The organism is Hymenobacter lapidiphilus (assembly GCF_003417065.2).
Lineage (GTDB): Bacteria > Bacteroidota > Bacteroidia > Cytophagales > Hymenobacteraceae > Hymenobacter.
The window spans coordinates 1-23,723 of the sequence record NZ_QVLT01000048.1 but is presented as its reverse complement, the minus strand read 5'-3'; the positions used below and the strand labels follow the sequence as shown (position 1 = coordinate 23,723).

General features: G+C 59.5%; 24 protein-coding genes and 1 tRNA gene. 8 read left to right on the top strand and 17 right to left on the bottom strand.

The annotated features are described in order from the left end of the window. Nucleotides 1-441: 441 nt before the first annotated feature. The 6 genes from D0N36_RS18335 to D0N36_RS18310 form a co-directional block, all read right to left on the bottom strand. Nucleotides 442-1,713, bottom strand: coding sequence for an adenylosuccinate synthase (locus D0N36_RS18335; RefSeq protein WP_116943274.1), 1,272 nt, complete (start codon nucleotides 1,711-1,713; stop codon nucleotides 442-444). Then, nucleotides 1,713-2,060 carry an STAS domain-containing protein gene (locus tag D0N36_RS18330; RefSeq protein WP_116943273.1) on the bottom strand — a complete coding sequence of 116 codons (348 nt, stop codon included), beginning with the start codon at nucleotides 2,058-2,060 and terminating at the stop codon, nucleotides 1,713-1,715. Before D0N36_RS18330 ends, D0N36_RS18335 begins: the two co-directional genes overlap by 1 nt. After that, nucleotides 2,057-2,545 (bottom strand): Fur family transcriptional regulator, encoded by a 489-nt coding sequence (locus tag D0N36_RS18325; protein WP_092739076.1) that lies wholly within the window; start codon nucleotides 2,543-2,545, stop codon nucleotides 2,057-2,059. Before D0N36_RS18325 ends, D0N36_RS18330 begins: the two co-directional genes overlap by 4 nt. A 175-nt stretch (nucleotides 2,546-2,720) precedes the next feature. Then, the gene (locus tag D0N36_RS18320) at nucleotides 2,721-4,925 is read right to left on the bottom strand and encodes a RelA/SpoT family protein (protein WP_116943272.1); all 2,205 of its coding nucleotides are present in this window, start codon (nucleotides 4,923-4,925) and stop codon (nucleotides 2,721-2,723) included. Nucleotides 4,926-5,181: 256 nt separating this feature from the next. Then, nucleotides 5,182-7,125 carry a prolipoprotein diacylglyceryl transferase family protein gene (locus D0N36_RS18315; protein WP_116943271.1) on the bottom strand — a complete coding sequence of 648 codons (1,944 nt, stop codon included), beginning with the start codon at nucleotides 7,123-7,125 and terminating at the stop codon, nucleotides 5,182-5,184. A 7-nt stretch (nucleotides 7,126-7,132) separates the two neighbouring features. Beyond that, nucleotides 7,133-7,927 carry a hypothetical protein gene (locus tag D0N36_RS18310; protein WP_116943270.1) on the bottom strand — a complete coding sequence of 265 codons (795 nt, stop codon included), beginning with the start codon at nucleotides 7,925-7,927 and terminating at the stop codon, nucleotides 7,133-7,135. Nucleotides 7,928-8,165: 238 nt separating this feature from the next. Here D0N36_RS18310 and D0N36_RS18305 point away from each other — a divergent pair. From D0N36_RS18305 to D0N36_RS18275, 7 genes are all read left to right on the top strand, one after another. Continuing rightward, nucleotides 8,166-8,247 (top strand) — tRNA-Leu (locus tag D0N36_RS18305). Nucleotides 8,248-8,373: 126 nt separating this feature from the next. Next, nucleotides 8,374-9,702 (top strand): trigger factor, encoded by a 1,329-nt coding sequence (tig, locus tag D0N36_RS18300; RefSeq protein ID WP_116943269.1) that lies wholly within the window; start codon nucleotides 8,374-8,376, stop codon nucleotides 9,700-9,702. 182 nt (nucleotides 9,703-9,884) lie between these two features. Then, nucleotides 9,885-10,595, top strand: a complete 711-nt coding sequence (locus D0N36_RS18295; protein WP_116943268.1) for a ClpP family protease — start codon at nucleotides 9,885-9,887, stop codon at nucleotides 10,593-10,595. Nucleotides 10,596-10,930: 335 nt separating this feature from the next. Next, entirely contained in the window at nucleotides 10,931-12,154 is a 1,224-nt protein-coding gene (gene clpX, locus D0N36_RS18290; protein ID WP_116943267.1) for an ATP-dependent Clp protease ATP-binding subunit ClpX, read from the top strand. A 193-nt stretch (nucleotides 12,155-12,347) separates the two neighbouring features. Beyond that, a complete protein-coding gene (locus tag D0N36_RS18285) occupies nucleotides 12,348-13,619 on the top strand; it encodes a chloride channel protein (RefSeq protein ID WP_116943266.1) in 1,272 nt (423 codons plus the stop codon). Nucleotides 13,620-13,994: 375 nt separating this feature from the next. Next, nucleotides 13,995-14,354: a hypothetical protein gene (locus D0N36_RS18280; RefSeq protein WP_116943265.1), complete on the top strand. Its 360-nt coding sequence runs from the start codon at nucleotides 13,995-13,997 to the stop codon at nucleotides 14,352-14,354. Between the two features lie 263 nt (nucleotides 14,355-14,617). Next, the gene (locus tag D0N36_RS18275; RefSeq protein ID WP_116943264.1) at nucleotides 14,618-15,292 is read left to right on the top strand and encodes an MCP four helix bundle domain-containing protein; all 675 of its coding nucleotides are present in this window, start codon (nucleotides 14,618-14,620) and stop codon (nucleotides 15,290-15,292) included. Nucleotides 15,293-15,450: 158 nt separating this feature from the next. On the opposite strand, the gene D0N36_RS18270 is transcribed toward D0N36_RS18275, so the two are convergent. The 10 genes from D0N36_RS18270 to D0N36_RS18225 all read right to left on the bottom strand — a co-directional run bounded on the left by D0N36_RS18270 (nucleotide 15,451) and on the right by D0N36_RS18225 (nucleotide 22,896). Further along, entirely contained in the window at nucleotides 15,451-16,224 is a 774-nt protein-coding gene (locus D0N36_RS18270) for a TerC family protein (protein WP_116943263.1), read from the bottom strand. A 330-nt stretch (nucleotides 16,225-16,554) separates the two neighbouring features. After that, nucleotides 16,555-16,980, bottom strand: a complete 426-nt coding sequence (rnk, locus tag D0N36_RS18265) for a nucleoside diphosphate kinase regulator (protein WP_116943262.1) — start codon at nucleotides 16,978-16,980, stop codon at nucleotides 16,555-16,557. A gap of 184 nt (nucleotides 16,981-17,164) precedes the next feature. Continuing rightward, entirely contained in the window at nucleotides 17,165-17,605 is a 441-nt protein-coding gene (locus D0N36_RS18260) for an SDR family oxidoreductase (protein ID WP_242478993.1), read from the bottom strand. 32 nt (nucleotides 17,606-17,637) lie between these two features. After that, nucleotides 17,638-18,102, bottom strand: coding sequence for an META domain-containing protein (locus D0N36_RS18255; RefSeq protein WP_116943261.1), 465 nt, complete (start codon nucleotides 18,100-18,102; stop codon nucleotides 17,638-17,640). 43 nt (nucleotides 18,103-18,145) lie between these two features. Beyond that, complete coding sequence (gene uraH / locus D0N36_RS18250) at nucleotides 18,146-18,574, bottom strand: hydroxyisourate hydrolase (protein ID WP_116943260.1); 429 nt, start codon at nucleotides 18,572-18,574, stop codon at nucleotides 18,146-18,148. Nucleotides 18,575-18,628: 54 nt separating this feature from the next. Beyond that, nucleotides 18,629-19,159: a heme-binding protein gene (locus D0N36_RS18245; protein WP_116943259.1), complete on the bottom strand. Its 531-nt coding sequence runs from the start codon at nucleotides 19,157-19,159 to the stop codon at nucleotides 18,629-18,631. 56 nt (nucleotides 19,160-19,215) lie between these two features. Next, on the bottom strand, nucleotides 19,216-20,163 hold the full coding sequence (locus tag D0N36_RS18240; protein ID WP_116943258.1) for an SdiA-regulated domain-containing protein: 948 nt from the start codon (nucleotides 20,161-20,163) through the stop codon (nucleotides 19,216-19,218). Nucleotides 20,164-20,212: 49 nt separating this feature from the next. After that, nucleotides 20,213-20,524, bottom strand: a complete 312-nt coding sequence (locus D0N36_RS18235; RefSeq protein ID WP_116943257.1) for a hypothetical protein — start codon at nucleotides 20,522-20,524, stop codon at nucleotides 20,213-20,215. A 120-nt stretch (nucleotides 20,525-20,644) separates the two neighbouring features. After that, complete coding sequence (locus tag D0N36_RS18230) at nucleotides 20,645-22,018, bottom strand: sensor histidine kinase (protein ID WP_116943256.1); 1,374 nt, start codon at nucleotides 22,016-22,018, stop codon at nucleotides 20,645-20,647. Between the two features lie 203 nt (nucleotides 22,019-22,221). Next, nucleotides 22,222-22,896, bottom strand: a complete 675-nt coding sequence (locus D0N36_RS18225) for a response regulator (protein WP_116943255.1) — start codon at nucleotides 22,894-22,896, stop codon at nucleotides 22,222-22,224. A gap of 92 nt (nucleotides 22,897-22,988) precedes the next feature. Here D0N36_RS18225 and D0N36_RS18220 point away from each other — a divergent pair, with 92 nt between their 5' ends. Beyond that, on the top strand, nucleotides 22,989-23,543 hold the full coding sequence (locus D0N36_RS18220; RefSeq protein WP_116943254.1) for a GNAT family N-acetyltransferase: 555 nt from the start codon (nucleotides 22,989-22,991) through the stop codon (nucleotides 23,541-23,543). Here the strand turns inward: D0N36_RS18220 and D0N36_RS18215 are convergent. Next, on the bottom strand, nucleotides 23,495-23,723 hold a 229-nt coding region (locus tag D0N36_RS18215; RefSeq protein WP_190242753.1), incomplete at its 5' end, for a hypothetical protein. The genes D0N36_RS18220 and D0N36_RS18215 overlap by 49 nt on opposite strands.

The window sequence follows — 23,723 nt, the reverse complement described above, 5'->3', positions numbered from 1 at the left end:
AACACCGAAACAAGAAAAAGTTTTCCTCTTTTCGGTCTTCCTGCTAGCGTCCGCGGCCTTTTCAGGTGACTTGGCTAACCAGAGTGAAAGCGCTTCCGGTTGAAGCGGGGTGCAAAGGTAGTAAAACCTTTCCAACTTCCGCAACTCTATTGGGCAACTTTTTTTTTCAAGCAGCTTTCCCGGGAGAGAAGCCAGCCCGACCGCGTTCCGGTTGGGGATGCAAAAGTGCGGCATTACGCTGGATTACGCAAGCAATACCTATAACTAATTCTTTAGCGCTGCTTACTGTTGTGGTTAGTAGGCTGGATAATAACCCGTTGGGATGACGGATTAGTTCACACTAGCTGTAATATTTCTTTGTATGGCCTTAGCCTGAGACGCAGAAAACCCGGACTGCGGGCGGCAATCCGGGTTTCTAAGGGTTGTTTTGGTTTTCAAAACCTAGCCCATTCGCAGGGTACTCACGCGGTCGGGACCTACGCTGACGATGCTGATAGGTACTTCGAGGTGTTTCTCCAGGAAGCTGACGTAGGTTATCAGCTCTGCTGGGAGAGACTTCGGGTCGGTTAGGGCTTGCAGGTTGGTGCGCCAGCCGGGCATGCTTATATATACAGGGGTTAGCTTTTCCAGGTCGCCGTGGTCGGGCAGGTGGTCAGTTTGCTCGCCGTTAGGCAGCTCGTAGTGCGTGCAGACCCGGATTTCGTCGAACTCATCGAGTACGTCGGCTTTCATTAGGTGGATTTCCGTGACGCCGTTGAGCATGATGCTGTAGCGCAGGGCGGGCAAGTCAATCCAACCGCAGCGGCGCGGGCGGCCGGTGGTGGCGCCGAACTCGCGGCCAGCAGCCCGGATCTGCTCCCCTACCTCGTCGTGCAGCTCGGTTGGGAACGGGCCGGCGCCTACGCGGGTGCAGTAGGCTTTGCTGATACCGTACACTTTATTGATGTGGCGCGGGGCAATGCCGAGGCCGGTGCAGGCACCCGCCACAATAGTGCTGGAGGAAGTAACATAGGGGTAAGTACCAAAATCGATATCGAGCATGGACCCCTGGGCCCCTTCGGCCAGAATGTTTTTTCCTTCGCGCAGCAAATCATTCAACAAGTACTCGGTGTCAGTGAGCTGCAGGGTGCGCATGAAGGCAACGGCGGAAAAGAAATCGGCCTCGAACTGTTCAATGTCGAGGCCGCGGCCGTGGAATTCAGCAATGGTGGCGTGCCGGGCTACGGCCTCGCGGTAGCGCTGTTCGAAATCGGGGAGCAGAATATCGCCGACGCGCAGGCCAGTGCGGCCGACTTTATCCTGGTACGTGGGGCCAATACCCTTGAGGGTAGAACCTATTTTGTCGCCGCCGCGGGCTTCCTCATTGATGCGGTCGAGGGCGCGGTGCGAGGGCAGAATTAGCTGGGCCTTGCGCGAGATGTAAAGGTTACGGCTATAATCGACGCCCCGGTCGGTGAGTTTCTGTAGCTCTTGACGGAAAACGACCGGATCAAGCACTACGCCGTTGCCAACTACATTAAGAATATGAGGGTGGAAAATACCCGACGGCACCTGGTGCAACACGTGCTTGATGCCGTCGAAAGTGAGGGTGTGGCCAGCATTGGGCCCGCCCTGGAAACGGGCTACTACATCGTACGTGGGCGCGAGGACATCGACAATCTTGCCTTTGCCCTCATCACCCCACTGCAATCCTACCAATACGTCAACGGGCATTAGTTCGCGGTTTTCAGGAGTTGAGTGGCCGCTGCTTCATCATCGGCCACGGAAAAAATTGCGTTCAGCTTGGTTAGCGCCAGCATTTTGCGCGGATGGTCGGCGGGGTTGATGAGTACCAGCTCGCCACCCCGGCTGCGGAACTTGGTGAGGAGCGACACCAGCACACCGATGCCGGTGCTATTTATGTAGCGGATGCCCGACAAATCGACGGCGCAATGGCGCAGCTCTTCGCCGAGGTGCTGGTCGACGCTCTGGAGCAGCTGCTGGGTATCGGGGCTGCCGATGAGGTCGCCGGAGAGGCGCACGAATAGAATGCCGTCCTGGACGGAGGAATCAGTTTTCATGAGGTTTGGAGGGCGGCGGCCTGGGCGCGGCAGTCGCCGCACACGCCATAAAGGTTCAAAGAGTGGTGCAAGATATGGAAGTTGAGTAACTCCCCTACCATCGTCTGGATGCCGTGGATGCGTGGGTCGCAGAACTCGACCACTTTATGACACTCGGTACAGATGACGTGGTCGTGCTGCCGGTAGCCGTAGCTTTTCTCATACTGAGCCAGATTACGGCCGAACTGGTGGCGGCTCACGAGGCCGTGCTCAACCAGCAGATCGAGCGTATTATACACAGTAGCCCGGCTTACGCGCAGGCCCTGCTCCTTCATGCCGGCATACAACTGCTCGACGTCGAAGTGGCCGGTGCGAGAGTAGATTTCCTCCAGGATGGCGTACCGCTCCGACGTTTTGCGCAGACCCTTGTTTTCGAGGTAAGCGGTAAAAATCTTCTTAACCTCCTCGTACTTTTCTTTATCGAGATGCTTCTCGGAAATTGCCATGTTATGCGACCTTATATTATAAGGAGTGAAATCAGTGAAAAAGCTCCGGCCCGATCAGTGTTTGGAGCAAGTAGTAACCGTTTGGACCGCTCTTATCTTATACTGTTTTATACCATCGGTTTTGAGGAATACCTTTTAGAGCCGCCAGCTTCTGTTCAGCGACTGTCCGCGCTGCTTATGAGTCGAATCGTTCTACGGCCATCACGCCGTTTACTTTGTTCAGGCGCTGAATAAGGCGGTTGAGGTGGGCAGTATCATTGACGAAAACCATGATCTGGCCCTCGAAGACGCCATCGTTGGAATCCATGGTAATGGAGCGCATATTGACTTTGAGGCTGGTGCTGATGATGCGCGTAACGTCGTTGACGAGACCTACGCGGTCGGCGCCCTTAATGCGGATACCGGCCAGGAAGGCCAGTTCCAGCTGCTCGGTCCATTTGGCGCGCACAATGCGGTTGCCGTAGTTCGACATCATCTGCACGGCTTTGGGGCAGGACGTGCGGTGAATATCTATACCCTTATCAGTTTCGAATCCGAACACATCGTCGCCGGGGATGGGGTTGCAGCAAGGCGCGATGGTGTAGTTGAACTTATCGGTGCGCTCCCCAATAACGAGCATGTTGGCATTCACGCCGCGCACTTTCTGCACCTCGTGGTCGAAGGAGCGTGGCTCCAGACGCGAGGGTAACCGCGGCAACTCGCCATCCTTGAACACATCCTGCACAATTTCGCGACCATCGAGCTGGCCGATGGCAATCCGGTAGAAGAATTCGGACAGGTTGCTGACGTTAAAAAAGGCCAGCAGCCGGTTCATATTTTCCGGGTTTACCTCGATTTCAAGCAGCTCCAGCCGCTTCTCCACCAGAAAGCGGCCATCCTCGGCTTTGGCTTTACGGTCGTCGCGGAGCCAGTCTTTGATGCGGGTGCGGGCCTTGGAGGTCGTTACGTACTGCAGCCACTCCTCGGTGGGCCGCTGCTTCTGGGAGGTCAGGATTTCGACCTGGTCGCCGTTGTGCAGCTGGTAGCTTAACGGCTGCAGCTTCTGGTTGACTTTGGCCCCAAGGCACTTCAGACCAACCTGGGAGTGAATTTCGAAGGCGAAATCGAGGGCCGTGGCCTTATCGGGCAGGATGATGAGCTTGCCCTTGGGCGTAAACGCATACACCTCCTTCACGAACAGGTTCTGGCGGAACTCATCCATGAATTCGAGGGCGCTGGAGTTGTTGGTTTCCAGCATCTCGCGCACCTTATTTATCCAGCTTTCCAGCGTCGATTCGGGCTGGGGTACGCCGGTGTCTTTGTATTTCCAGTGGGCGGCGTAGCCTTTCTCGGCAATGTCGTCCATGCGGCGGCTGCGCACCTGCACCTCCACCCACTGGCCGGTGCGCGACATGACGGTGGTGTGCAGGCTCTCGTAGCCGTTGGCTTTGGGCGTACTCACCCAGTCACGCAGGCGGTCGGGGTTGGGTTGGTAGAAGTCGGTTACGATGCTGTATACCTGCCAGCAGGCCGCTTTTTCCTGCTCCGGCGGCACATCCAGAATAATACGAACGGCAAACAGATCATACACCTCATCGAAAGTGATATTCTGTTTACGCATCTTTTTAAGGATAGAATAGATGCTTTTGGGCCGGCCCTTCACCTCGTACTTAAACCCCTGGACCTTCAGCTCATCATCGATGGGCTGCACAAAATCTTTGATAAAGCGGTTGCGCGACGTGCGGCTCTGACGCACTTGGGTTACCAGTTCCTCATACACCTCGGTGTCGGTGTACTTAAGGTGTAGGTCCTCCAGCTCGTTTTTGATGGTGTACAGACCCAAACGGTGGGCCAGCGGGGCATAGAGATAAATAGTTTCCGACGATATTTTAAGCTGCTTGTGCCGGGGCATCGATTCAAGCGTCCGCATGTTGTGCAGGCGGTCGGCGAGCTTGATGAGGATAACACGCACATCGTCGGAGAGCGTGAGCAGCATCTTGCGGAAGTTCTCGGCCTGCTCGGAGGTGCCGTAATCGAAGACGCCCGAAATCTTGGTGAGCCCATCGACGATGCGGGCTACTTTGGGGCCGAACTCGCGCTCCACGTCGGCCACCTCCCAAGGCGTGTCTTCCACCACGTCGTGCAGCAGGGCCGCCACGATGCTAGTGGTGCCCAGGCCGATTTCCTCTACCACAATCTGGGCCACGGCCAGCGGGTGCAGAATATACGGTTCGCCCGACTTGCGGCGCATCTCCTTGTGTGCTTCCAGGGAAGTATTAAAGGCCTTTTTGATGAGCTTGGCGTCGCCGGGTTTAAGGGCGGGCTTGGCAGTACGAAGCAGGCGGCGGTACTGACGCAGGATTTCCTGGCGTTCTACCTCGGGGTCGATGGCGGTGGACATGGCGGACGGGCAGCACCGAGCGGTGCCGGAAAAAACGAGTAGCGAAGGTACAATGCCCCCGACCGGAAAGTAACAAGAACGAGCCGGAGTTGGTGCAGGAGCACTTCGAGATGGCACTCAATAGTGTAGAGATGCAATAGTTGGCGTCTTGTTGTTGAACAGTGATGCGAAACAATCAACATTAGCAACGACGAGACGCCAACTATTGCATCTCTACGCCGTTCCCTGCCACCCATAAAATTACTTATACAACGCCCTACGAAGCTGCCAGCCGCGAAAACCGACGGCCGGAACCGGGAAAATCCATACCCATTGCGAAGGCGGCGAGCAGCGCCGCGCCCAGGGCCAGCGGCAGCGCCGGGGCGTACCAGCCGAGCCGGAAATCCAGCGCCGGGCCGGGCAGCATCGTTACGACTATCCCCGCCAGCATGCCGCCAAAGGCCATCCATTGGTAAATGGTGAGGCCGGCGGCACGGGGCGTTTGCGGCTCGCCCCGGAACTGCTCCTCCACGAAACGCGCCAGACTGCTTAGGATGAGGTAGAGCCCCACCAGCAGCGGGGCCGGCACGTGGGCATAGGTTAGCCGGAACAGCAGCAAGCCGATTAGCCCGTTGGCCAGCATGGAATACGCGGCCGTGGGGTGTATCGGGCGGCCCTCCAGATGGGCCAGGGCGCAAACCCGCGACTTGGGATGCCACACCCGCACGCCGGCGGCCCGGGGTGCCGGCCGGCCGTGGCAGCAGCCCTGCACCACGCAGCGCAACCGCCCCACGCCCTGTACCAACGGCAGCGCCAGGGTGCAGGCCGCCAGCACTTCCCAGAAGGAGCAGCGAGTCAGCCACGCAGCGACCACGCAACCCGCTATACCGCCCAACAGAGCCCCGTAGTAGCCGAATGGGCGCGAGAGGCCGCCGGCACCGCCTTCTATCAACTGGCCCCATAGCCCCGCTCCTACCACGCCCAGCACTACCGGCAGCAATAGCGCCCCGGCATTGTGGAGCAGCGAGCCCGAAAGCAGCACGCCCGCCAGCATGGCCAGCCCGGCGTACCAACTGTGGTTGATAACGCGCAGGCTACCATACTGGCGGGCCGACCAGGAGTTGGCCAGCCGCTCCAACCCAGTGCGCAGCCAGCGGCCAACCCGGCGGTAGCGTAACACCAGCGCCCCCAGCAACGCTCCGCTCAGCACGTCGGCCAGACTATGCATTCCTGTAGTCAGACAGCTCAGGCCAATAAGAACTGCCAGCCCGGTAGCCAACGGCCGCAGGCGCGGCCAGCGGCGGCCCCAGAAATAGCCCGCCACAGCCGCCCAAGCCACATGAAACGAGGGGAAAGCGGCAACCGGACCGTCGGTGAGGCGCTCCAGCAGCAGCAGCTGGCTCCAGACTGAGCCATCGGACTGGAAGGGACGCGGCGGAGCTACCAGCGGCAGCGTGAGGTGGAGCACTCCACCCAAACCCGCGAGCAGCCAGCCGGCCAGCAGGAAGTGACGTAACTGGCGCTGCTGCCGGATAAACAGCAGGGCCAGCATCACAAACGGGTAGGCCAGCGCGTAGAAAAACTCCGTTTGGGGCCACACCGGCCAGTCAAGCTCAAATGGCAGATACGTACTGATGGGCGCAGCGGGCGGCCCCAGGTACAGCACGGTTTCGTAGAGCAGCAGCCAAGGCAGCAGCACGATGGCCGCCACCCGCAGCCGCTGGCCCAGGGTTGCGGGCGCGGCGGTGGCGGCGGGCAGGGCCACTAGCTGGCCACCCGGCAGGCGGTTGGGGAAGCGGCGGCGCAGGTCCGGGTTTTCGAAGCCGTACACCAGCGCCAGCCAGGCCAGTGTGAGCAGCGGCGACACCAGCCACAGCCCGCTGGCCGAGCGCAGCAGCAGCGACAGGCCCACACTTACGGCCGAAGCCCCCACATAAATAGGGTGCGGCAGCCAACGGTAAAGGCCCGAAGCCACGAAGCGCACCGGCGGAAAAGCGTTCATCGGGAGGCCGCCACCTACCAGCCACAGGCTGCTCATGCCCCCGATTATCAACAGCAGCCCACTGCCCAGCAGCAGCCAGGCCAGCACCGGTGCGGCGGGAACGGGCAGCGGCACGGCGGCGGCCGTGTAATAGGCCCAGGCTATCAGCACCAAAGGCAGCAGCACGCAGAAAGACAGCCCGTAGGCAATTTTACCGGGCAGGGAAGCGGTTTCAGACATCAGATTTTCAGGTAGGCCATTCCACCAGCTCGTGCACGGCCGGGCCGGTGGCCAGCGCCACGCCGGCTTCGGTCAGGAAGGTAGCCTGGGAAAGCCATTTGGTTTCGCGCAGGCGCAGAATACGGGCCGGCAGCAACTGGCGGAAAGCCGGAAAACGGCCGAATACGGTGCTTCCCACGGCCCCCGTACGCAGCGGGTGCGGCTGGGCCAGCAGCAGGCGGTGGTGAGGGAGCGTGATTTCGTCGTCGGTAATCTGGCCGGTATTGGCGTGGCGCTGGCCGTTGTAGAAAATCAGGTGGCGCGGGGCGGGGCCGTCCCAGCGAATCCAGACCAGGCAGTGGCCGGGCGCCACGAACCGGCCCCAGCGCAGTTGCTCAATCGGGAGGTGCCAGGGTTTTAGCGTGAGGGTGAGCCGCTCGACGTAGCCCCAACCGTTGTAGACAGTATCAGTTGTTTCGAGGCGGGCGGTGGCGGCGGGCTGCCAGCACTCCCACCGCACCTGGCCCCGGTCGGTGTCGAGCAGCACTTCGTGCAACGGCGTGGCGCGCTGCTGCCAGTGCCCGCGTAGCTGGGGCTGCACGAGGCGGAACTCCTGGGCGTCGGGCGAGAGGTGCGGGCTTGGGCCCGCGCCCAGAAAGGCGTGGCGGGTGTGGGCCCGGCCGGCGGGGAGGCAGCGCAGAAAGCTGGCAAACCGCCAGGCCAGTCCGCGCCAGCGCAATTCGCTGTCGTAGCAGATAAATAGCTCACCCGTGGCATCATCCACCAAATCGGCGTACCACTTCAGGAGCTGAAAAGAGGACATTGAACGGGGCGCGACGGGTGGAGTAAGCGAAAAGTCAGGAAACCCGGCAGATAACCCCGGTTTTCTATAAAGTGTCCCAAAGAAGCCGATTTGCACGGATTACGCCAAAACAAATCGGAGTCAAATTACCACCAGGGGCAGAAAATTTGCCTTGCGCAGCCATGAGTAAGGGCGCATTGGTTGGTTTTGTAATGGCGCTTGCGTAGTTTTGCGCCCCCGAGGCAGTTGGCCTCGTGCCGCGGATATGGCGAAATTGGTAGACGTGCCAGACTTAGGATCTGGTGCCGCAAGGCGTGTGGGTTCGAGTCCCTCTATCCGCACAAAGTGGGTTTCAGTTCGCTGAAATCATTTTTAAACCCTCAACCCACCCGTTGGGGGTTTCTTTTTAGGGGTCGGTTCCCATTCGGCCCTTTTTACCCCAACGTAGCACCTTTAACCGACCAGCAGTGGATATCACCCTCGACAAGCAAGACGACCAGCTTCATGCCATCCTGACAGTAAACCTCACGGAGGCTGACTACGCTACCGCCGTAGAGAGCAAGCTGAAAGAGTACAGCAAGAAAGCCCAGATTAAGGGTTTCCGCCCCGGCAAAGTGCCCGTAACGTTGGTGCGCAAAATGTACGGCAAAGGCATTCTGGTTGACGAAATCAACGAGCTGCTGGGAAAGTCGGTTGATGGCTATATTAAGGAGAACAAACTGCGCATTCTGGGCGAGCCGATGCCGGTTGCTTCCGACATCGACTTCGACAACCAGAAGGACTACGCGTTCCAGTTTGAGTTGGGCCTGCTGCCCGAGTTCGAGCTGCCCGCCGACCAGGCAATTACTGTTGACCGCCACAAAGTGACACTCGACGAGAATACCAAGAGCGAAACCTACGAGCAGCTGGAGCGCCAGTTCGGCGAGACCACCGAGCCCGAGGCCGCCGAAGCCGGCGACTACCTGGTGGGCCGCCTCCGCAAGGACGGCGAAGAGGGCGAAGGCCGCCTTTTGATGCTGCCAACCAACAAAATGAAGAACGAAGCCGATAAGTTCATGGGTGCCAAGCCCGAGAACGTTATCACCTTCGACCTCAAAACCGCTTTCGATGGCGACGCGAAGGCCATTGCCAACTTCACCGGCATGAGCCGCGAGGAAGCTGAGGCAGTGGAAGGCAACTACACCTTGACCGTGGAAAAGGTGCAGCGCACTGCCGCCGCCGAGTTCAATCAGGAGCTGTTCGACAAGGTATTCGGCAAGGACATCGTAACGTCGAAGGAGGATTTCGACGAGAAGGTGACCTCCACCGTGATGGAGAATTACGACCGGGAGTCGGATAACCTGATGAACCGTCAGATTATCGACAAGATGCTGGAGAACGTGAGCATCGAGCTGCCCAAGGAGTTCTTCAAGAAGTGGCTGGTGCGCGCCAACGAAGGCAAGCTGACGCCCGAGCAGATTGAGGAGCATTACGACGACTACGCCAAGGAGCTGAAGTGGTCGATGATCCGCAACAAGGTGGTAGAAGCCAACGAGTTGAAAGTAGAGAACGAAGAAATCGTGGACCGCACGATGCAGAAAATCCTGGGTCAGTTCAACATGGAGATGACGCCCGAGCTCGAAGAGTCGGTGCGTGGCTTCGCCGATAACTTCCTGCGTCAGGAGAACGGTAAGAACTACGTACAGGAGTACGAGGCCATTCTGGCAGAGAAAGTGCTGGAAAACCTGCGCGGCAAAGTTGTTGTTAACGACAACGAGATTACGGCCGAGGACTTCCGCAATCAGAACGCCGGCTAATCCCCGCTGTTCCGGTTTTCAAAACCAATAAAAAAGCCCTTACTTGTCGTAGGGGCTTTTTTTAGTGCTTGGTGTTTCGTTGATAGTGCTTAGAGTTTTTCTTTTTCTACGTACTACTAATGAAGCACCAAGCACTAAAGCCAAAGCACTAATAACTAAGCTCTAACAACTAAATTTACTCCATGCTGAATAAACAAGAGTTCCGCAAGTTTGCCGTAAAGGGCCAGGGTCTGAATGGCTTGGGCGTTGACCAGTATTTGAGCCACGTTGAGGGCCAGGTGCGCAACGGGATGATGTTGCCCTCCAACATGACCCGCTCAGTAATTGAGGAGCGCCCGACCCGCTTCGCCGAAATCGACGTATTCTCCCGCCTCATCATGGACCGGATTGTGTTCCTGGGCACGGCCGTGGACGATTACGTAGCCAACATCCTGACGGCGCAGATGCTGTTTCTGGAGTCGGTTGACGCCAAGAAGGACATCCTGCTCTACATCAACTCGCCCGGTGGCTCGGTGTACGCCGGCCTGGGCATCTACGACACCATGCAGTACGTGAATCCCGACGTGGCCACGATCTGCACCGGTCTGGCGGCCTCGATGGGCGCCGTACTGCTGGCGGGTGGCGCTAAAGGCAAGCGCTCGGCTTTGCCCCACGCCCGCGTAATGATTCACCAGCCCTCGGGTGGCGCGCAAGGTCAGTCGTCGGATATCGAAATCACGGCCCGCGAAATCCTCAAGCTCAAGAAGGAGCTGTACGATATCCTGGCCGACCACACTGGCAAAACCTACCAGGAAATTCACGACAACTCCGACCGTGACTACTGGATGCGCGCCGATGAGGCCAAAGAGTACGGTCTGATTGACGAGGTGCTCGAAAAGAAGAAAGCCGAGTAAGCTGAACGGCTGAACCGGTAACGGTCATGCTGAGCATGTGGCGGATTGAGCTAGGGTCGGAGCGTAGTCGAAGCATCTCTACCGCTTCGCTACACCCAGTAGGCTGGTATTGCGGCAGAGATGCTTCGACTACGGCTTGCGCCTCCGCTCAGCATGACACGTTCTCTAACAACCTGATACCAAAAAAGCCCGCAAGTGCGGGCTTTTTTGTTTGCTTCACTTCCAACCTCAGCGGCACGTTTTGCCTCTCTGTTGGCGTTGGGCTTTTCGTACCTTTGAAGTAGCCTGGGTCAACCCGGCTGGCTTCCCTCCTATTTCAGCGAGTTCCTTTAGCAATGGCAGATATTACGTGTTCTTTCTGCGGTAAGACCAAGAAAGACGTTACGGTGATGATTTCGGGTATTAACGCTCACATCTGCGAACGGTGCGTGGGGCAAGCCCAGCAAATCCTGAACGAGGAGAATAAGATTCGGGCCAACTCCAAAACCCCGAAGTTCAACCTCGTGAAGCCGCGGGAGATGAAGGAGTACCTCGACCAGTACGTGGTGGGCCAGGACGAAGCCAAGAAGGTGATGTCGGTGGCCGTATACAACCACTACAAGCGTCTGATGCAGACCCCACAGAAAGACGACGTGGTGATTGAGAAGTCGAACATCATTATGGTGGGCGAAACCGGTACCGGAAAAACGTTCCTCACCCGCATGCTGGCCAACATTCTGCAGGTGCCTTTCTGCATTGCCGATGCCACTGTGCTTACCGAGGCCGGCTACGTGGGCGAAGACGTGGAGAGCATTCTCACGCGCCTGCTGCAGGCCGCCGACTACAACGTGGAGGCGGCCGAGCGCGGCATCGTGTACATCGACGAAATCGACAAGATTGCCCGCAAGAGCGACAACCCCAGCATCACGCGCGACGTGAGCGGCGAGGGCGTGCAGCAGGCCATGCTGAAGCTGCTCGAAGGCACCAGCGTGAACGTGCCGCCCCACGGTGGCCGCAAGCATCCCGAGCAGAAGATGATTACGGTGAACACCGAAAATATCCTCTTCATCTGCGGTGGCGCTTTCGGGGGCATCGAGCGCATCATCAAAAACCGCCTCAACACCAAGCCCATCGGTTTCGCCAAAACTCAGCTCGAAGAGCAGCACGATACCAACAACTTCCTGCGCTACATCACGGCCCAGGACCTCAAGTCGTTTGGCCTGATTCCGGAGCTGATTGGCCGCCTGCCGGTGCTTACTCACCTTAACCCGCTCGACCACGCCACGCTGCGCAAAATCCTGACCGAGCCCAAGAACTCCATTGTGAAGCAGTACCAGCGCCTGTTCAACATGGAAGGCATCGCGCTGAGCTTCTCGGAAGGCGCCCTCGAATACATCGTGGTGAAGGCCGACGAGTACCGCCTCGGCGCCCGGGGCCTGCGCAGCATCTGCGAAGGCATCATGACCGACGCCATGTTCGATATGCCCTCCGAGGAAGGCGTGACGGAGCTGGTAATCGACGAGGACTACGCCCGGAGCAAGTTCGAGCAGACCGCCATGAAGCAGCTGCGGGCGGCGTAAAGTAGCATTCAGCCAACAGTACGGGGCCATCCTTCTTATATTGAGGGGTGGCCCCGTGCTGTTTGGCCTCTGCTATAACGGCTTCCCGGCTTTATTAGTAGTGAGGCCGGCAGACGCTAGAAAGCAGCGGGAAATAAGGCTAGCGGAGCCAAACGCTTTTCAGCTAAAAAATGGCGGTGGTACCTTTGGGGCCATGAACTTTACGATGAGACGACGGGCGCTGGCGTGGCGGCAGCAGCTCGACCAACCCTTGCGCTTTAATCCGTTTGTATTCAGCAAGATTTTTCTACTCTGGGTGGCCGTCGGCATTATCGGCGGCCTGATTGCGGGGCTGTACTGGACGGTACTGGAGCTGCTGCTGCACGGGCTTTCCTGGTTTGAGGGGCTGTCGGTTATTCCGCTGATGGGCGCGGCCGGGCTGCTGGCCGGGCTGATTATCCACCGGCTGGGCGACCCGGGCGAGATGGACCTCATTGTGAACAACATCCGCTTTAAAGGCGGGCGACTGGAGCCGGGCAACAACCCCGCGATGGTGCTTTCGTCGCTGCTGTGTATTGCCAGCGGTGGCAGTGCCGGCCCTGAGGCCCCGCTGGTGCAGGTAGTAGGCTCTACCGGCACCTGGATTGCCCGCAAGCTGCGCATTCGCGGCGAGGACCTTCGCTCGCTGAGCATTGCGGGCATGGCGGCGGCTTTCACGGCGTTATTCGGCGCCCCGCTGGGTGGCACGCTCTTCGCCCTCGAAATTCTGCACCACAAGCACGTTACGGAGTATTACCAGGCCCTGATGCCGGCGCTGGTGGCCAGCTGTTCGAGCTACGTGGTGTTCGTGCTCATCACCCACATCGGCATTGGGCCTACCTGGTCATTTCCGGTGCTGGGCACGCCCACGCTCAACGACTCGTTTTACGCCGTGCTGTACGGGCTGGCGGGCACGGCTGTGGGCTGGATGTTTATTTTTCTGGTGCGGCGGCTGCGGAAGGGCTTCGAGCTGGTGGCCGTGCCCATCTACCTGAAAATGCTGGTGGGCGGCCTGATAATCGGCACTATTGCCTACTTCGTGCCGCTGTCGCGCTACTTCAGCCACGACCAGCTGCAGGTGCTGCTGGAGAAGCCTTTCACGCTGCGCGTGCTGCTGGGACTGCTGGCGGCCAAGCTGCTGGCCATTGCTTTCACCGTTACTTCGGGCTGGCGCGGGGGCTTTATTATTCCGCTGTTTTTCGTGGGTGCCGTTACCGGCCTCATTCTCGACCAGCTGTTTCCGGGCCAGAACCTGGCTTTGATTCTGGTGAGCTGCATGGCGGCCATCAACGCCTGCGTGACGCGCACGCCCATCAGCACGGCCGTTCTGCTGGCTACCATGACGGGCTTTCACCAGTTCATCCCGATTATGTTCGCCAGCCTCACAGGCTTCTTCCTGGCGCCCAAAACGCCCCTCATCAACGCACAGCTGGGCCGCCCCGAATAACAGGACGGCCCGGTTGGCAGGGTTGAGCGGCGTTTGGCTTACTGCTATAAGCTCAGTGTGGCCGGCCCAAACGCCTCGAAGTGAATAGCGTCGCGGGATACACCCAGCGCAGCCAGGTCCTGCACCTGCTTTCGGATAAAGGGCGCGGGGCCGCAGATCGCCCGTTGCGAAGGCTGTATCCGGCTAAATCAAGATGTAAAGCTGTTTAGAAAGTCGTTTATAGGCAGTAGGAGGTCATGCTGAGTGCAGCCGAAGCATCTCTACTACAACTAGTTATTCCTGTGGTCGGCCTCAACCAAACGGTAGAGATGCTTCGGCTGCGCTCAGCATGACGTTCCGTTGCCTACAAACGGCTTCTAGATTACCAAACCTACCATGCCCCGACCCGCAACCATAGCGCAACGGCAGCTGCTGGTGGCCCAACGGCCGCCCGAGCCGCCCATGGTGCCGGAGCGCCCGGGCTACGCTGCCGACTTTGCCGAGGGACTTGCTTACCAGCTAGCCCACGCTACGCCGCAGCAGGTGCCGGCGCTGATACACGCCCACTTCCCGGCCCCCGACCAGCTCGACTGCACCTACCTGGCCGGCGTGCTGCAAACTATTGATGAAGCGCGGTACTGCGAGCGGGAAGTGGGCTGCGGCACCGATTTCGTGTTCTGGGGCATCGAGTACTCAGCCCCGAACGTAGCCGCGGCCCGCATATGGCTGGAAAATACGCGGGTCCGGCTTGCCTGAATAGCATCCCCGCCCCTTAGGGAAGGAAGTTTTCTTCGGGAAGTATTCCCGATGCTCCGGTCAACGGCATTTCGGCCGGGGCCGGCGTTGCGGGCTGCTTGTGCGTGTGGGGGTTGGTGGCTGGTTGCCCGGCTGTAGTTGGCCGCGGTCGGGCGCTTTGCACAGCCCCTGAGCAGTTGTTAATATCGTATTTAACCCTTATTTTCAGCAGTTGCGGGTTAGCCAAAACGAAGGGCACTACTACTTCATATGTCCTCTGTACCATGAATATACTTGTCGGAATTCATTACAAAACCAGGCTGTTTGTGCTGTTTTTGCTCGTGATGCTGGCCGTATTGGGCAGCAGCATGCTGGAACGACATCTGCTGCACCGAATAGGCACTTCGGTTTCATCGTTGTACCAAGACCGGCTACTGCCGGCAATGGGCCTTTTTGAGCTCAACGATTTGCTTTATACCCGGCAGAATGAGCTGGAAAAGTATCTGGCCGCCGCGCCACCGGCCCGCTTGGCTGCTACCCCGGCCCGGCTTACTGTGTACCGCCAGCAGCTCGACGCGCTGGCTCAGCAGCACCGGGAAACCTACCTGGTTGCCGAAGAAAAGCAGGCCTTAGGGTCTTTTCAGGGGCAACTTAACCGCTTCAATACTCTCGAAGCGCAGCTGCTGGCAGCGGCTGTACCACCAACACCCACGCAGGCAGTGGAGGTAGAACGGCAGTTCCGGCAGCTGCATAGCAGTCTCGGTCAGCTCAAACGAATTCAGCAGCGCGTGGGCCAGCAGTTACTGCAAAAGGCGCGGGCGACGGAGGGCAACACCGAGCTGCTTAGCAACATTAAAATCGCGCTGCTGCTATTTTTCACGCTGGCCATTCAGCATGCGCTCCTGACGGCGCGCCACCCGTTGGCGTCTAAAAAACTGCCGGACTTTCGGCTGAATTAACTGGCTGGCAGTTGGCTTGCGCCGCCGTAAGCAAGGCGCAGCAAACGGGGGCCAACGCGACCTGCGTCCAGCCATCAGCTTCCATAAAAGAGCGGGGCCCTGCTTCACCTGGCTTACGCCGGATGAAGCAGGGCCCCGCCTTGTTGAGCACAGGCTGCTTAATCGAAGTTGGAGTCGCGCAGGTGCACGGGGCCATCCGGCGACTTTTTGCGCAGCCGAATGTTGAATAGCTCAACCAAGAGCGAGAAAGCCATGGCGAAGTACAGGTAGCCCTTCTCAATTTCCTGGTGACCGGCTTCCATCACCAGCATCACACCAATCATAATCAGGAACGACAGCGCCAGCACCTTGATGGTGGGGTTGTTGTTGACGAAACCAGCGACTGCCCCCGAGAAGGCCAGCATCAGGCCCATCGAAATAACCACGGCTACAATCATCACCAGCACGTTGTCTACCAGGCCCACGGCCGTCAGGATAGAGTCGAAGCTGAACACGATATCGACCACTATAATCTGGAAGATGATATTAGCCATTGTGGCCGAGCCAGTGCCGGGCGCATCCGTTTCTTCTTCGCCCTGCAGCTTGGTGTGCAGCTCGGTAGTGCTTTTGTAAATCAGGAACAGGCCACCACCCAGCAGAATCAGGTCGCGGCCGCTCACGCCGAACGGCACATCCTGCCAGGGCAGATTGAGGGTAAACAGCGCCGTTCGTAGTCCGATAATCCAGCTGATACTCAGCAGAAGTCCGAGCCGGAATACCAGGGCCAGCATGAGGCCAATGGTACGCCCGCGCGCCTGCTGCGCGGCCGGCAGCCGGCTGACGATAATGGAGATAAAGATGATGTTGTCGATGCCCAGCACTATTTCCATCAGCGTCAGCGTGAGCAGGCTAACCCAGGTAGCAGGCTCAGTGAAAGCGGCAAAGTCGTACATGAAAAGTAAGTAAGAGTTAAAGTTGAAGGTGAGGGTGAAAAATTAAAAACCCCCGGGATGCAGCAGTTCCCTCACAACATCGTATCCGTTGCCAGGTATAGAGCGTTGTTTTTACCAGGGCGCAAATTGCGTCGAAATGAATTAAGGAAGCCTGGCAGCAAAAAGTCTGGTTCTTCACCTACAGTACTTACACAAAAGGGGTGTGCAAAGAACCTGTAGCGCGAAGCTCCAGCTTCGCGCATCGTTGAACCTGATTGATTGGTCGTCAGCAACGATGTGTGAAGCTGGAGCTTCGCGCTACAGGCTCTTTGTGTAAGTCCTGATACTGCGTTAGCTCACCATGTCGCCGTTAGCCTCGGGCTGGTGCAGCACGGCCTCAACGAAGTAAGTAGCCTCGCCCTTGGGCATGGGCCACACCACTGTATCGCCGGGGCGGCAGCCGAGCACGGCGGTGGCCACGGGAGCCAGGATGGATATTTTGTTGGCCTTTATGTCGGCGTGACGAGGATACACGAGCGTGATTTCGAGCGTGCTGTCGTTGGCCGCGTTGCGCAGGCGCACGCGCGAGTTCATGGTTACCACATCAGGCAGCACCTCATACGATTCCACCATTTCGGCCCGTCTCAGTTCTCGCTCCAACCCTTCGACCACCCGATTGCCGGTTTGCTGGCGCTCTAGGTGTACCAGTTCGAGCAGGCGCTGGTAATCGACCTTGGTGATATAGATGGGGCCGGAAGTAGGCGGGATGGATTTCATGGATGAAAAGGCAAAAAGTGAAAGAATATGCACGGCAGGGCCATCAGGTGGCACACTTGCTTTGCTCAAGTTACTACAAAGGTTTCGGGCCGGGCAGTGGCCGGCCGGTTGTGGTCGGCCGCTTCAAGGGGCCGGCAGAAGCCATACGGGCGTAGCCATCAAATAGCCGGATTGCAAAGCCTTGCTAATCCGGCGTTTGTTCGCTGCCGCCGTTCACGAACAGCACCTGCCCGCTCACCCAGGCCGCCACCGGCGACGAGAAGTGGAGCACCGCTCCGGCAATGTCGTCAACTTTGCCCAGCCGTTGCAGCGGCGTGTGGGCCAGCATCCGCTTCTCGATTTCGGGCGTGAGCACGGTGGCCAGCGCCCCGGTACGCACTGCCCCCGGCCCAATGGCGTTTACGTGCACAACGGGGCCGAAATCAAAGGCCAAGTTGCGGGTTGTGTGATTGATGGAGGCCATCGACAATATATTGATGACGGAACCGTAGCCCGCCGCCGCCATGTGCGGGGCGCACAGCTGGCACAGGCGCCACGTACTGAATACGTTCAGCTGAAAAGCCTGTGCAAACTGCTCAACCGTAATATAAACGCCATTTCCATCACATTGAGCTTGGCGGAGCACAGTTCCCCCTCACTAACTACCCTCGCTCCTCGCTATTTGTACACCGCATGAAACACGGCCAGCGGAGCACGGCGGCCCACGTTCAGCATCAGCGTGTCGCCCTGCAGGGTGTAGTTATCGGCCTGGTTGAGCACATCGAGGAAGCCACGCTCATTTTCGGGGCCGGGGCAGGCCCGGAGCGTGGTGAGCAGGTTGGCGAAGCGCAGGCGCATCTGCTGCTCGTTCAGCTCATACGAGCCGTTGAGGCTGTTGCAGCCTCCGTAGCCCACCACCCGGCTGCTGTCGGTGAGCATGAAGTGGGCGTCGCGCTCCTGGCCGGCGGCCATCTTCACGGGTTGGCCTTCCAGCATCACCAGCTGCCAGTGCTTGTTCCGAATGCCCTCGGTATTCTGGCTCATGCCGGTGGTGTTTTCGGGACCGGCCGTAGCATTCTTAGCCGATTCGCAGCTTGTCATTAGAACTGGTGCGAGCAACAGAGCAAGCAGGTACTTTTTCATAAGCGGAAGCGGTAAGATGAGTGATTGAGGTCAGGACTGAAAATCAGCTGCCCCGGTAGGTGGAGTAGCCAAACGCCGACAGTGTAATTGGCACGTGGTAGTGAGCCCCATCCGTCAGTTCGAATACCACCTCGATGTAGGGGTAGAACGACTGCTGCTTTTTGGCCGCGAAATACGGCTTGGTCAGGAAAGTGAGCTTGAAAATGCCCTGCTGCCCATCTGGCTGGCCGGCGATAGGCAGGAAGTTGCCGATGCGGCCGGCCGCGTCGGTCTGGCCTTCGGCCACAGCCCGCCAGGTTTTTTTGGCCGCATCGTACTTTTCGAGGCGCACCGTTACGCCCGACGCAGGCATGCCTTGGTTGATGTCGAGAATGTGGGTGCTTAGCTGGTAGGCGGGCGGGGTTTGGGGCTTTTGCTGGGCCATGCTCAGCAGCGGCAACAGGCTCAAAAGAGCAATCAGTAAGGTTTTCATGAGAAATTGACAGGAATACAGGTAAAAAAGATGGCCGCCATGGGCCGCCGGAAATTAAGGAGTGGTAATGCCCGCTTCGGGCATGCTGGCCGCGTGGCCGATGAGGTCGTCGTTTTCGGCCCCGCCCCCACCCGATATACCTATTGCCCCGATTACCTGGCCCTGATAGCGCAGCGGCACGCCGCCGCCGAGGAGCAGGAGTTCGGGCAGGTTGGCGAGGTTCTGGGTATCGGGGTTGGCGCGGGCTTTGCGGCCCAGCAGCAGCGTGGGGGTTTTAGTGGATAAGGCGGTGAAAGCCTTGCGGCGAGATGCCTCGGTATTGTGCGGTCCTACCCCATCGCCCTGCGCGAGCAGAATGGTCTGGCCGCTGGCATCTACTACGGCCACCGATACTTGCTGGTTAAGGGTGGCCGCCTTGGCGCGGGCACGGACGGCCAGCTCCAGGGCGGTGGCCAGCGTCAGGCGAAAAGCCGGGGCTACGTAAGCGCTGGTGGCGGGGGTGGCCGGCCGGGTGGTTTGTGCCATGCCCAGGCCCGGCAGCAACAGGGCCAGGCTCAGGCCCGCCAGTTGTTTTGCTTTATACATCAAGGGTTGTTTTGCAATTGGTTGTTTTAAACAGCTTCACGAAGCAGGAAACGAGCTCAGCGCTGCTGGTGAAACAGATGCACCATCGCCTGGCCCGACTTTTTTCCGGCCTCGGTGGCAATGTACAGGTCGCCGGCCGGCGTAAAGGCCAGCCCTTCGGCCTGTGGAAACAGGTTTTCCGGCAGCGGTGCAACGGCCAGCAGCTCGCCGTTGCCGGCGAGTTCCACCAGCGCATTCTGGCGGGCCGATAGCACGAATACGTGTCCGGTGAGCGGATGGACGGCTACGGCCGAAGGAGCAAAGCCTTTGAACCCGCCCGCGCCTTTCTTACCCTTCTTGCCTTTTGCAGCCGCTTCCGGCGCGGCACCAGCAGGCTTAGGAACAGCCGCCACAATGGCATCAACATCGAGCACGTAAGCAGCCGGCGTCTGCACTTTATAGGTAGTAGGGTCGAGGCGATAAATGGCGCGCTTGGTGGCGGTCAGGTCGCCGCCGGGGGTGCCTTTGCAGGCCACCAGCAGCGTTTTCGAGCGGGCATCGTAGGTGAGGCCCTCGGCATTGTTGTCGATGGTGAGGCCGGTCTGATACTGCTTGGTGCCGGTAGCCGAGTGACGAAACAAGGTACCGTCGCTGCGCAGGATAAACCAGTCATCGCCCACGCGGGCCAGGTCTTCGTAGTCGCCGGCCGGCCCGAAATCAACCGTGTTGGTCACGCGCTTATCGGCCAGGCTGTACTCGTAGAGCCGGCCCGCTTCGTCCTGCACGCCGGTCAGCTGGCCGTCGCTGCTCAGCACAATCCCCGACAGCTCGGCCAGCTCGGCAGGCATAGAGTACGTGGCAGCGGGCCGGCTGAAATCGTAGGCCAGGCGGCCTGTGAGCGGCGCATTACCTGTGGCAACGCCTGGGCCAGTGGCGGCGGTGGCGGCCATGAAAGTGGGGGTATCGGAAGCAGGCGCGCAATAGTTGAGCAACAGCGCCAGGGGCAGAAACAGTGGATTGAACATACCAGGTATGATTGGGTTCGGGTAACCAGTAAAAGAAAGAGAAATGGACTTAGCGGCGGACCAGCGAATCGGCCGCAACGCCCCCGGCCACTACCTGCGCGGTGGCCCGGGTCTGGCAGGCCGTCAGGCGCAGGCGCGTCTGGCGCAGCTCATCATGCAGGGCCGTCCAGGCACTGTCCTGCCCTTCATCATCGTCGTCATCGTCAAAGAAGCCCAGCGTATGAGACGCTCCTACGCGGCTTTGCCGCACCGACTGGTATTCGGGCGTGAGACAGTATAGATTTACGCCCACCGACAGCACCAACGCCCCGGCGAGCAGCCAGGTAAGCAGGGAACCGGTAGGGGTAACAGGAGCAAGCATAAGCAGTGAGCGACAGAGGATAGAGTACAAAAGTATTTCCCTGGTATTAACGTCGTCTGAGTTCTACATTAAAAGAGGATTAACCGCCGGCCGTAACCCAGGCCGGAAAAACGGGGCGCATCAGGCGGCCGGCAGCACCACTTCGGCCTGCGTGCCCTCCCCCACCACCGACGTAATACGCAGCTGGCCACCGTGGGCCTGCACAATTTTCTGGGTGATGGGCAGCCCCAGGCCAAAACCCGGCCGGTCGCGGCTGTTTTCGCCCCGAAACAGCGGCTCGGTCAGGCGGGCCAGCTCGGCGGCCGTCAGGCCCGCGCCGGTGTCGGTAATGCGCAGCCACAGCTGGCCGGCCGGATTGTATTCTAACCGCACGGTTACGCCGCCGGCCGAATACTTGCAGGCGTTGTCGAGCAGGTTGAGCACGGCCGTGTGCAGCAGCTGCTCGTTGCCGCGGGTGCCGAAAGGAATTTCCACGGCATCGGGCCACTGGCCAAAATCTACCTGCACCGTACGGCCGGGGTAGCGGGTGCGGCAGCTGGCCACGGCGCGTAGTACCACATCATCAAAAGGCACAAAGTTGGCCTCCGGGGCCGCGCCCTCGGCCCGGGCCAGCGCCAGCAGGCTGTTGGTCAGGTCGATGACTTTCTGAATTTCTTCCACCGCCGACTCCATGCTGCGGCGGGCCGTGGGCAGGTCGGGGTCGTAGGCGGCGGCCGTTTCCAGCGTGCCCAGCACCGTGGCCAGGGGGGTGCGCAACTCGTGCGAGGCGTGGGACACAAAGTTTTTGTGCGCCTCAAATGTCTGTTCCAGCCCGCTCAGCATTTCATTAAAGGTCATGGCCAGCTGGGCAACTTCGTCGCGGCGGTTTCCTTCGTTCACGCGCTGGCGTAGGCTGCTGGCCGTAATGCCGCGCACCTCGGCCACCATGCGCGCAAGGGGCCGCAGCAAGCGGCCCGCAAAAAACCAGGCGGCGCCAATAATCAGCACCAACGCCCCCAGGTTGCCGCCCAACAAAATGGCGCGCAAGGTGGCAAACTCGCGCCGCCCGAACGCATCGCGCCCGGCCACAAAAATCAGGTAGCGCTGGCCCTTGTGCCGGTACTGCATGCCCAGCACCTCCACGGCACCCCGATGAAACCGGGCTGGCTGGCTGCGGGTAATCTGGTCGAAATACACCGAATCGGCCTTGGATATGGCTTCTTTCTTCTTCTGGCTGATCTGGAAAGCGAGGGTTCCGTCGGGCTCATAGATGCTGATGCGCTCATTGTGCATCGTCAGCAGATCTTTCTTACGCAGGCTGCTCAGGTCCTCGGGCTTCAAATCGAGCCGGCCGATGAGCAGGTGGGCGGTTTGCTCGGCTTTGCTTTCGAGGCGATGGTAGAAGCGCAGCTCCCGCGCCCGCACGCTGTAGTAGTAGATGAACGCCGTCAGGCACAGCTGAATGGTAAATACCAGCGCCATAAACCACAGCATCAACTGATTCCGAAGCAGCATTTGGGTAGTGGATTAGGGATTAGGGATTAGGGATTGGGGAAGGACGTCATTCAGAGCATGCTGCGCTTAGAGCAGGGACGAAGAATCTCGCTCGCAAACATTTTGCAATTACCCTTGCAGCGACTTCACGCGAGATTCTTCGTCCCTGCTCTAAGCGCAGCATGCTCTGAATGACGTTCTTTTCTAACGCTTGAGCCCTACTATCACTCCCGCATCACGTAGCCCATGCCAACTACGGTGTGGATGAGCTTGGGCGAGAAGCCTTTATCGAGCTTGCGGCGCAGGTGGCTGATGTAGACGTCGATTACGTTGGTATTGGTATCGAAATCGAGCTCCCAGACCTTCTCGGTGATATCGACCCGCGAAATGATGCGGCCGCGGTTGAGGAGCAGGTATTCGAGCAGGGTGTATTCGCGGGCCGTGAGCTCGATGCGCTGGCCGGCGCGCGTTACGGTTTTGCGTTCCAGGTTCAGCTCCAGGTCGGCCAGGCGTAGGGTGCGGGCCACGGCCGAGCGGCCGGCCTGGCGCTTGGTGAGGGCGCGGGCCCGCAGCAGCAACTCCTGAAACTTGAAGGGCTTAACCAGGTAGTCGTCGGCGCCGGCCTCGAAGCCGCGCACTTTGTCGTCGAGGCTGTCGAGGGCCGTCAGGAACAGCACCGGCACCTCGGGGTTCTCCAGCCGAATCAGCCGGCACACCTCGAAGCCGTTGTGGTAGGGCAGGTTGACATCGAGAATAACCAGGTCGTACGCATGCTGGCGGAAGAACGACAGGCCCAGCTGCCCGTCGTAGGCCACATCGAGCTCGTAGCCCTCGCCCCGAAAGCCTTTTTCGACAAACGAAGCGAGCTTGGGCTCATCCTCCACCAACAGTACTTTCATAAATCGGGCGCTGAGAAAGCACAAAACTACGGCAAACCCAACTGCTGCTTCTCAGCGGCTCGGCAGTCCGCGCGTTTTTCGCAACTTGCCCCATGCACGCTCCCCGCTTCACCCCGCCCGCCCTCGTCCCCGAGCTCCACACCGACCGGCTGCTGCTCCGCGCCTTCCGCATCGAGGACCTCCCCGAGTACGCCGCCCTGCACCAGGACCCCGACTTCTACCGCCACCTGACCAAGAAACCCATGCCCGAGGAGGATACCTGGCGGCGCATGCTCACCCTCATCGGGCACTGGGCGCTGCTGGGCTATGGCTATTGGGCGTTAGAGGAACGGGCCACTGGCCGCTTCTGCGGCACGGTAGGTCTGGCCGAATACCACCGCGACCTCACGCCTTCCATCGATAATATCCCCGAAGCCGGCTGGGTGCTGGCCCCGCGCCTGCACGGCAAGGGCTACGCCGCCGAGGCCGTAGCGGCTGCGCTGGTCTGGACCGACGCCCACCTGGCCGCCCCGCGCACCGTCTGCATCATCAACCCCGAAAACGAGCCCTCCCTTCGGCTGGCCGCCCGCTTTGGCTACCGCGAAATTGCCCGCCCTACCTACCACGACGAGCCAATTGTGCTGCTGGAGCGCCGGGTGGGCGCATAACTACAGTTGCGCGTAGAACGGTGTAGGGTGCGGGGCTTGTCCCCGCCCGCCGCCTTCTCAATCTGCTTGTTCACGCGGCCCATCACCTGGTCGTTTAGCTTGGCCTGCTCCTGCTGGGCCTGGCCCTGGAGACGCTCCTGCTCCTGGCCTACCTTCATCTGCTGGGCCTGTAGCTGCTGC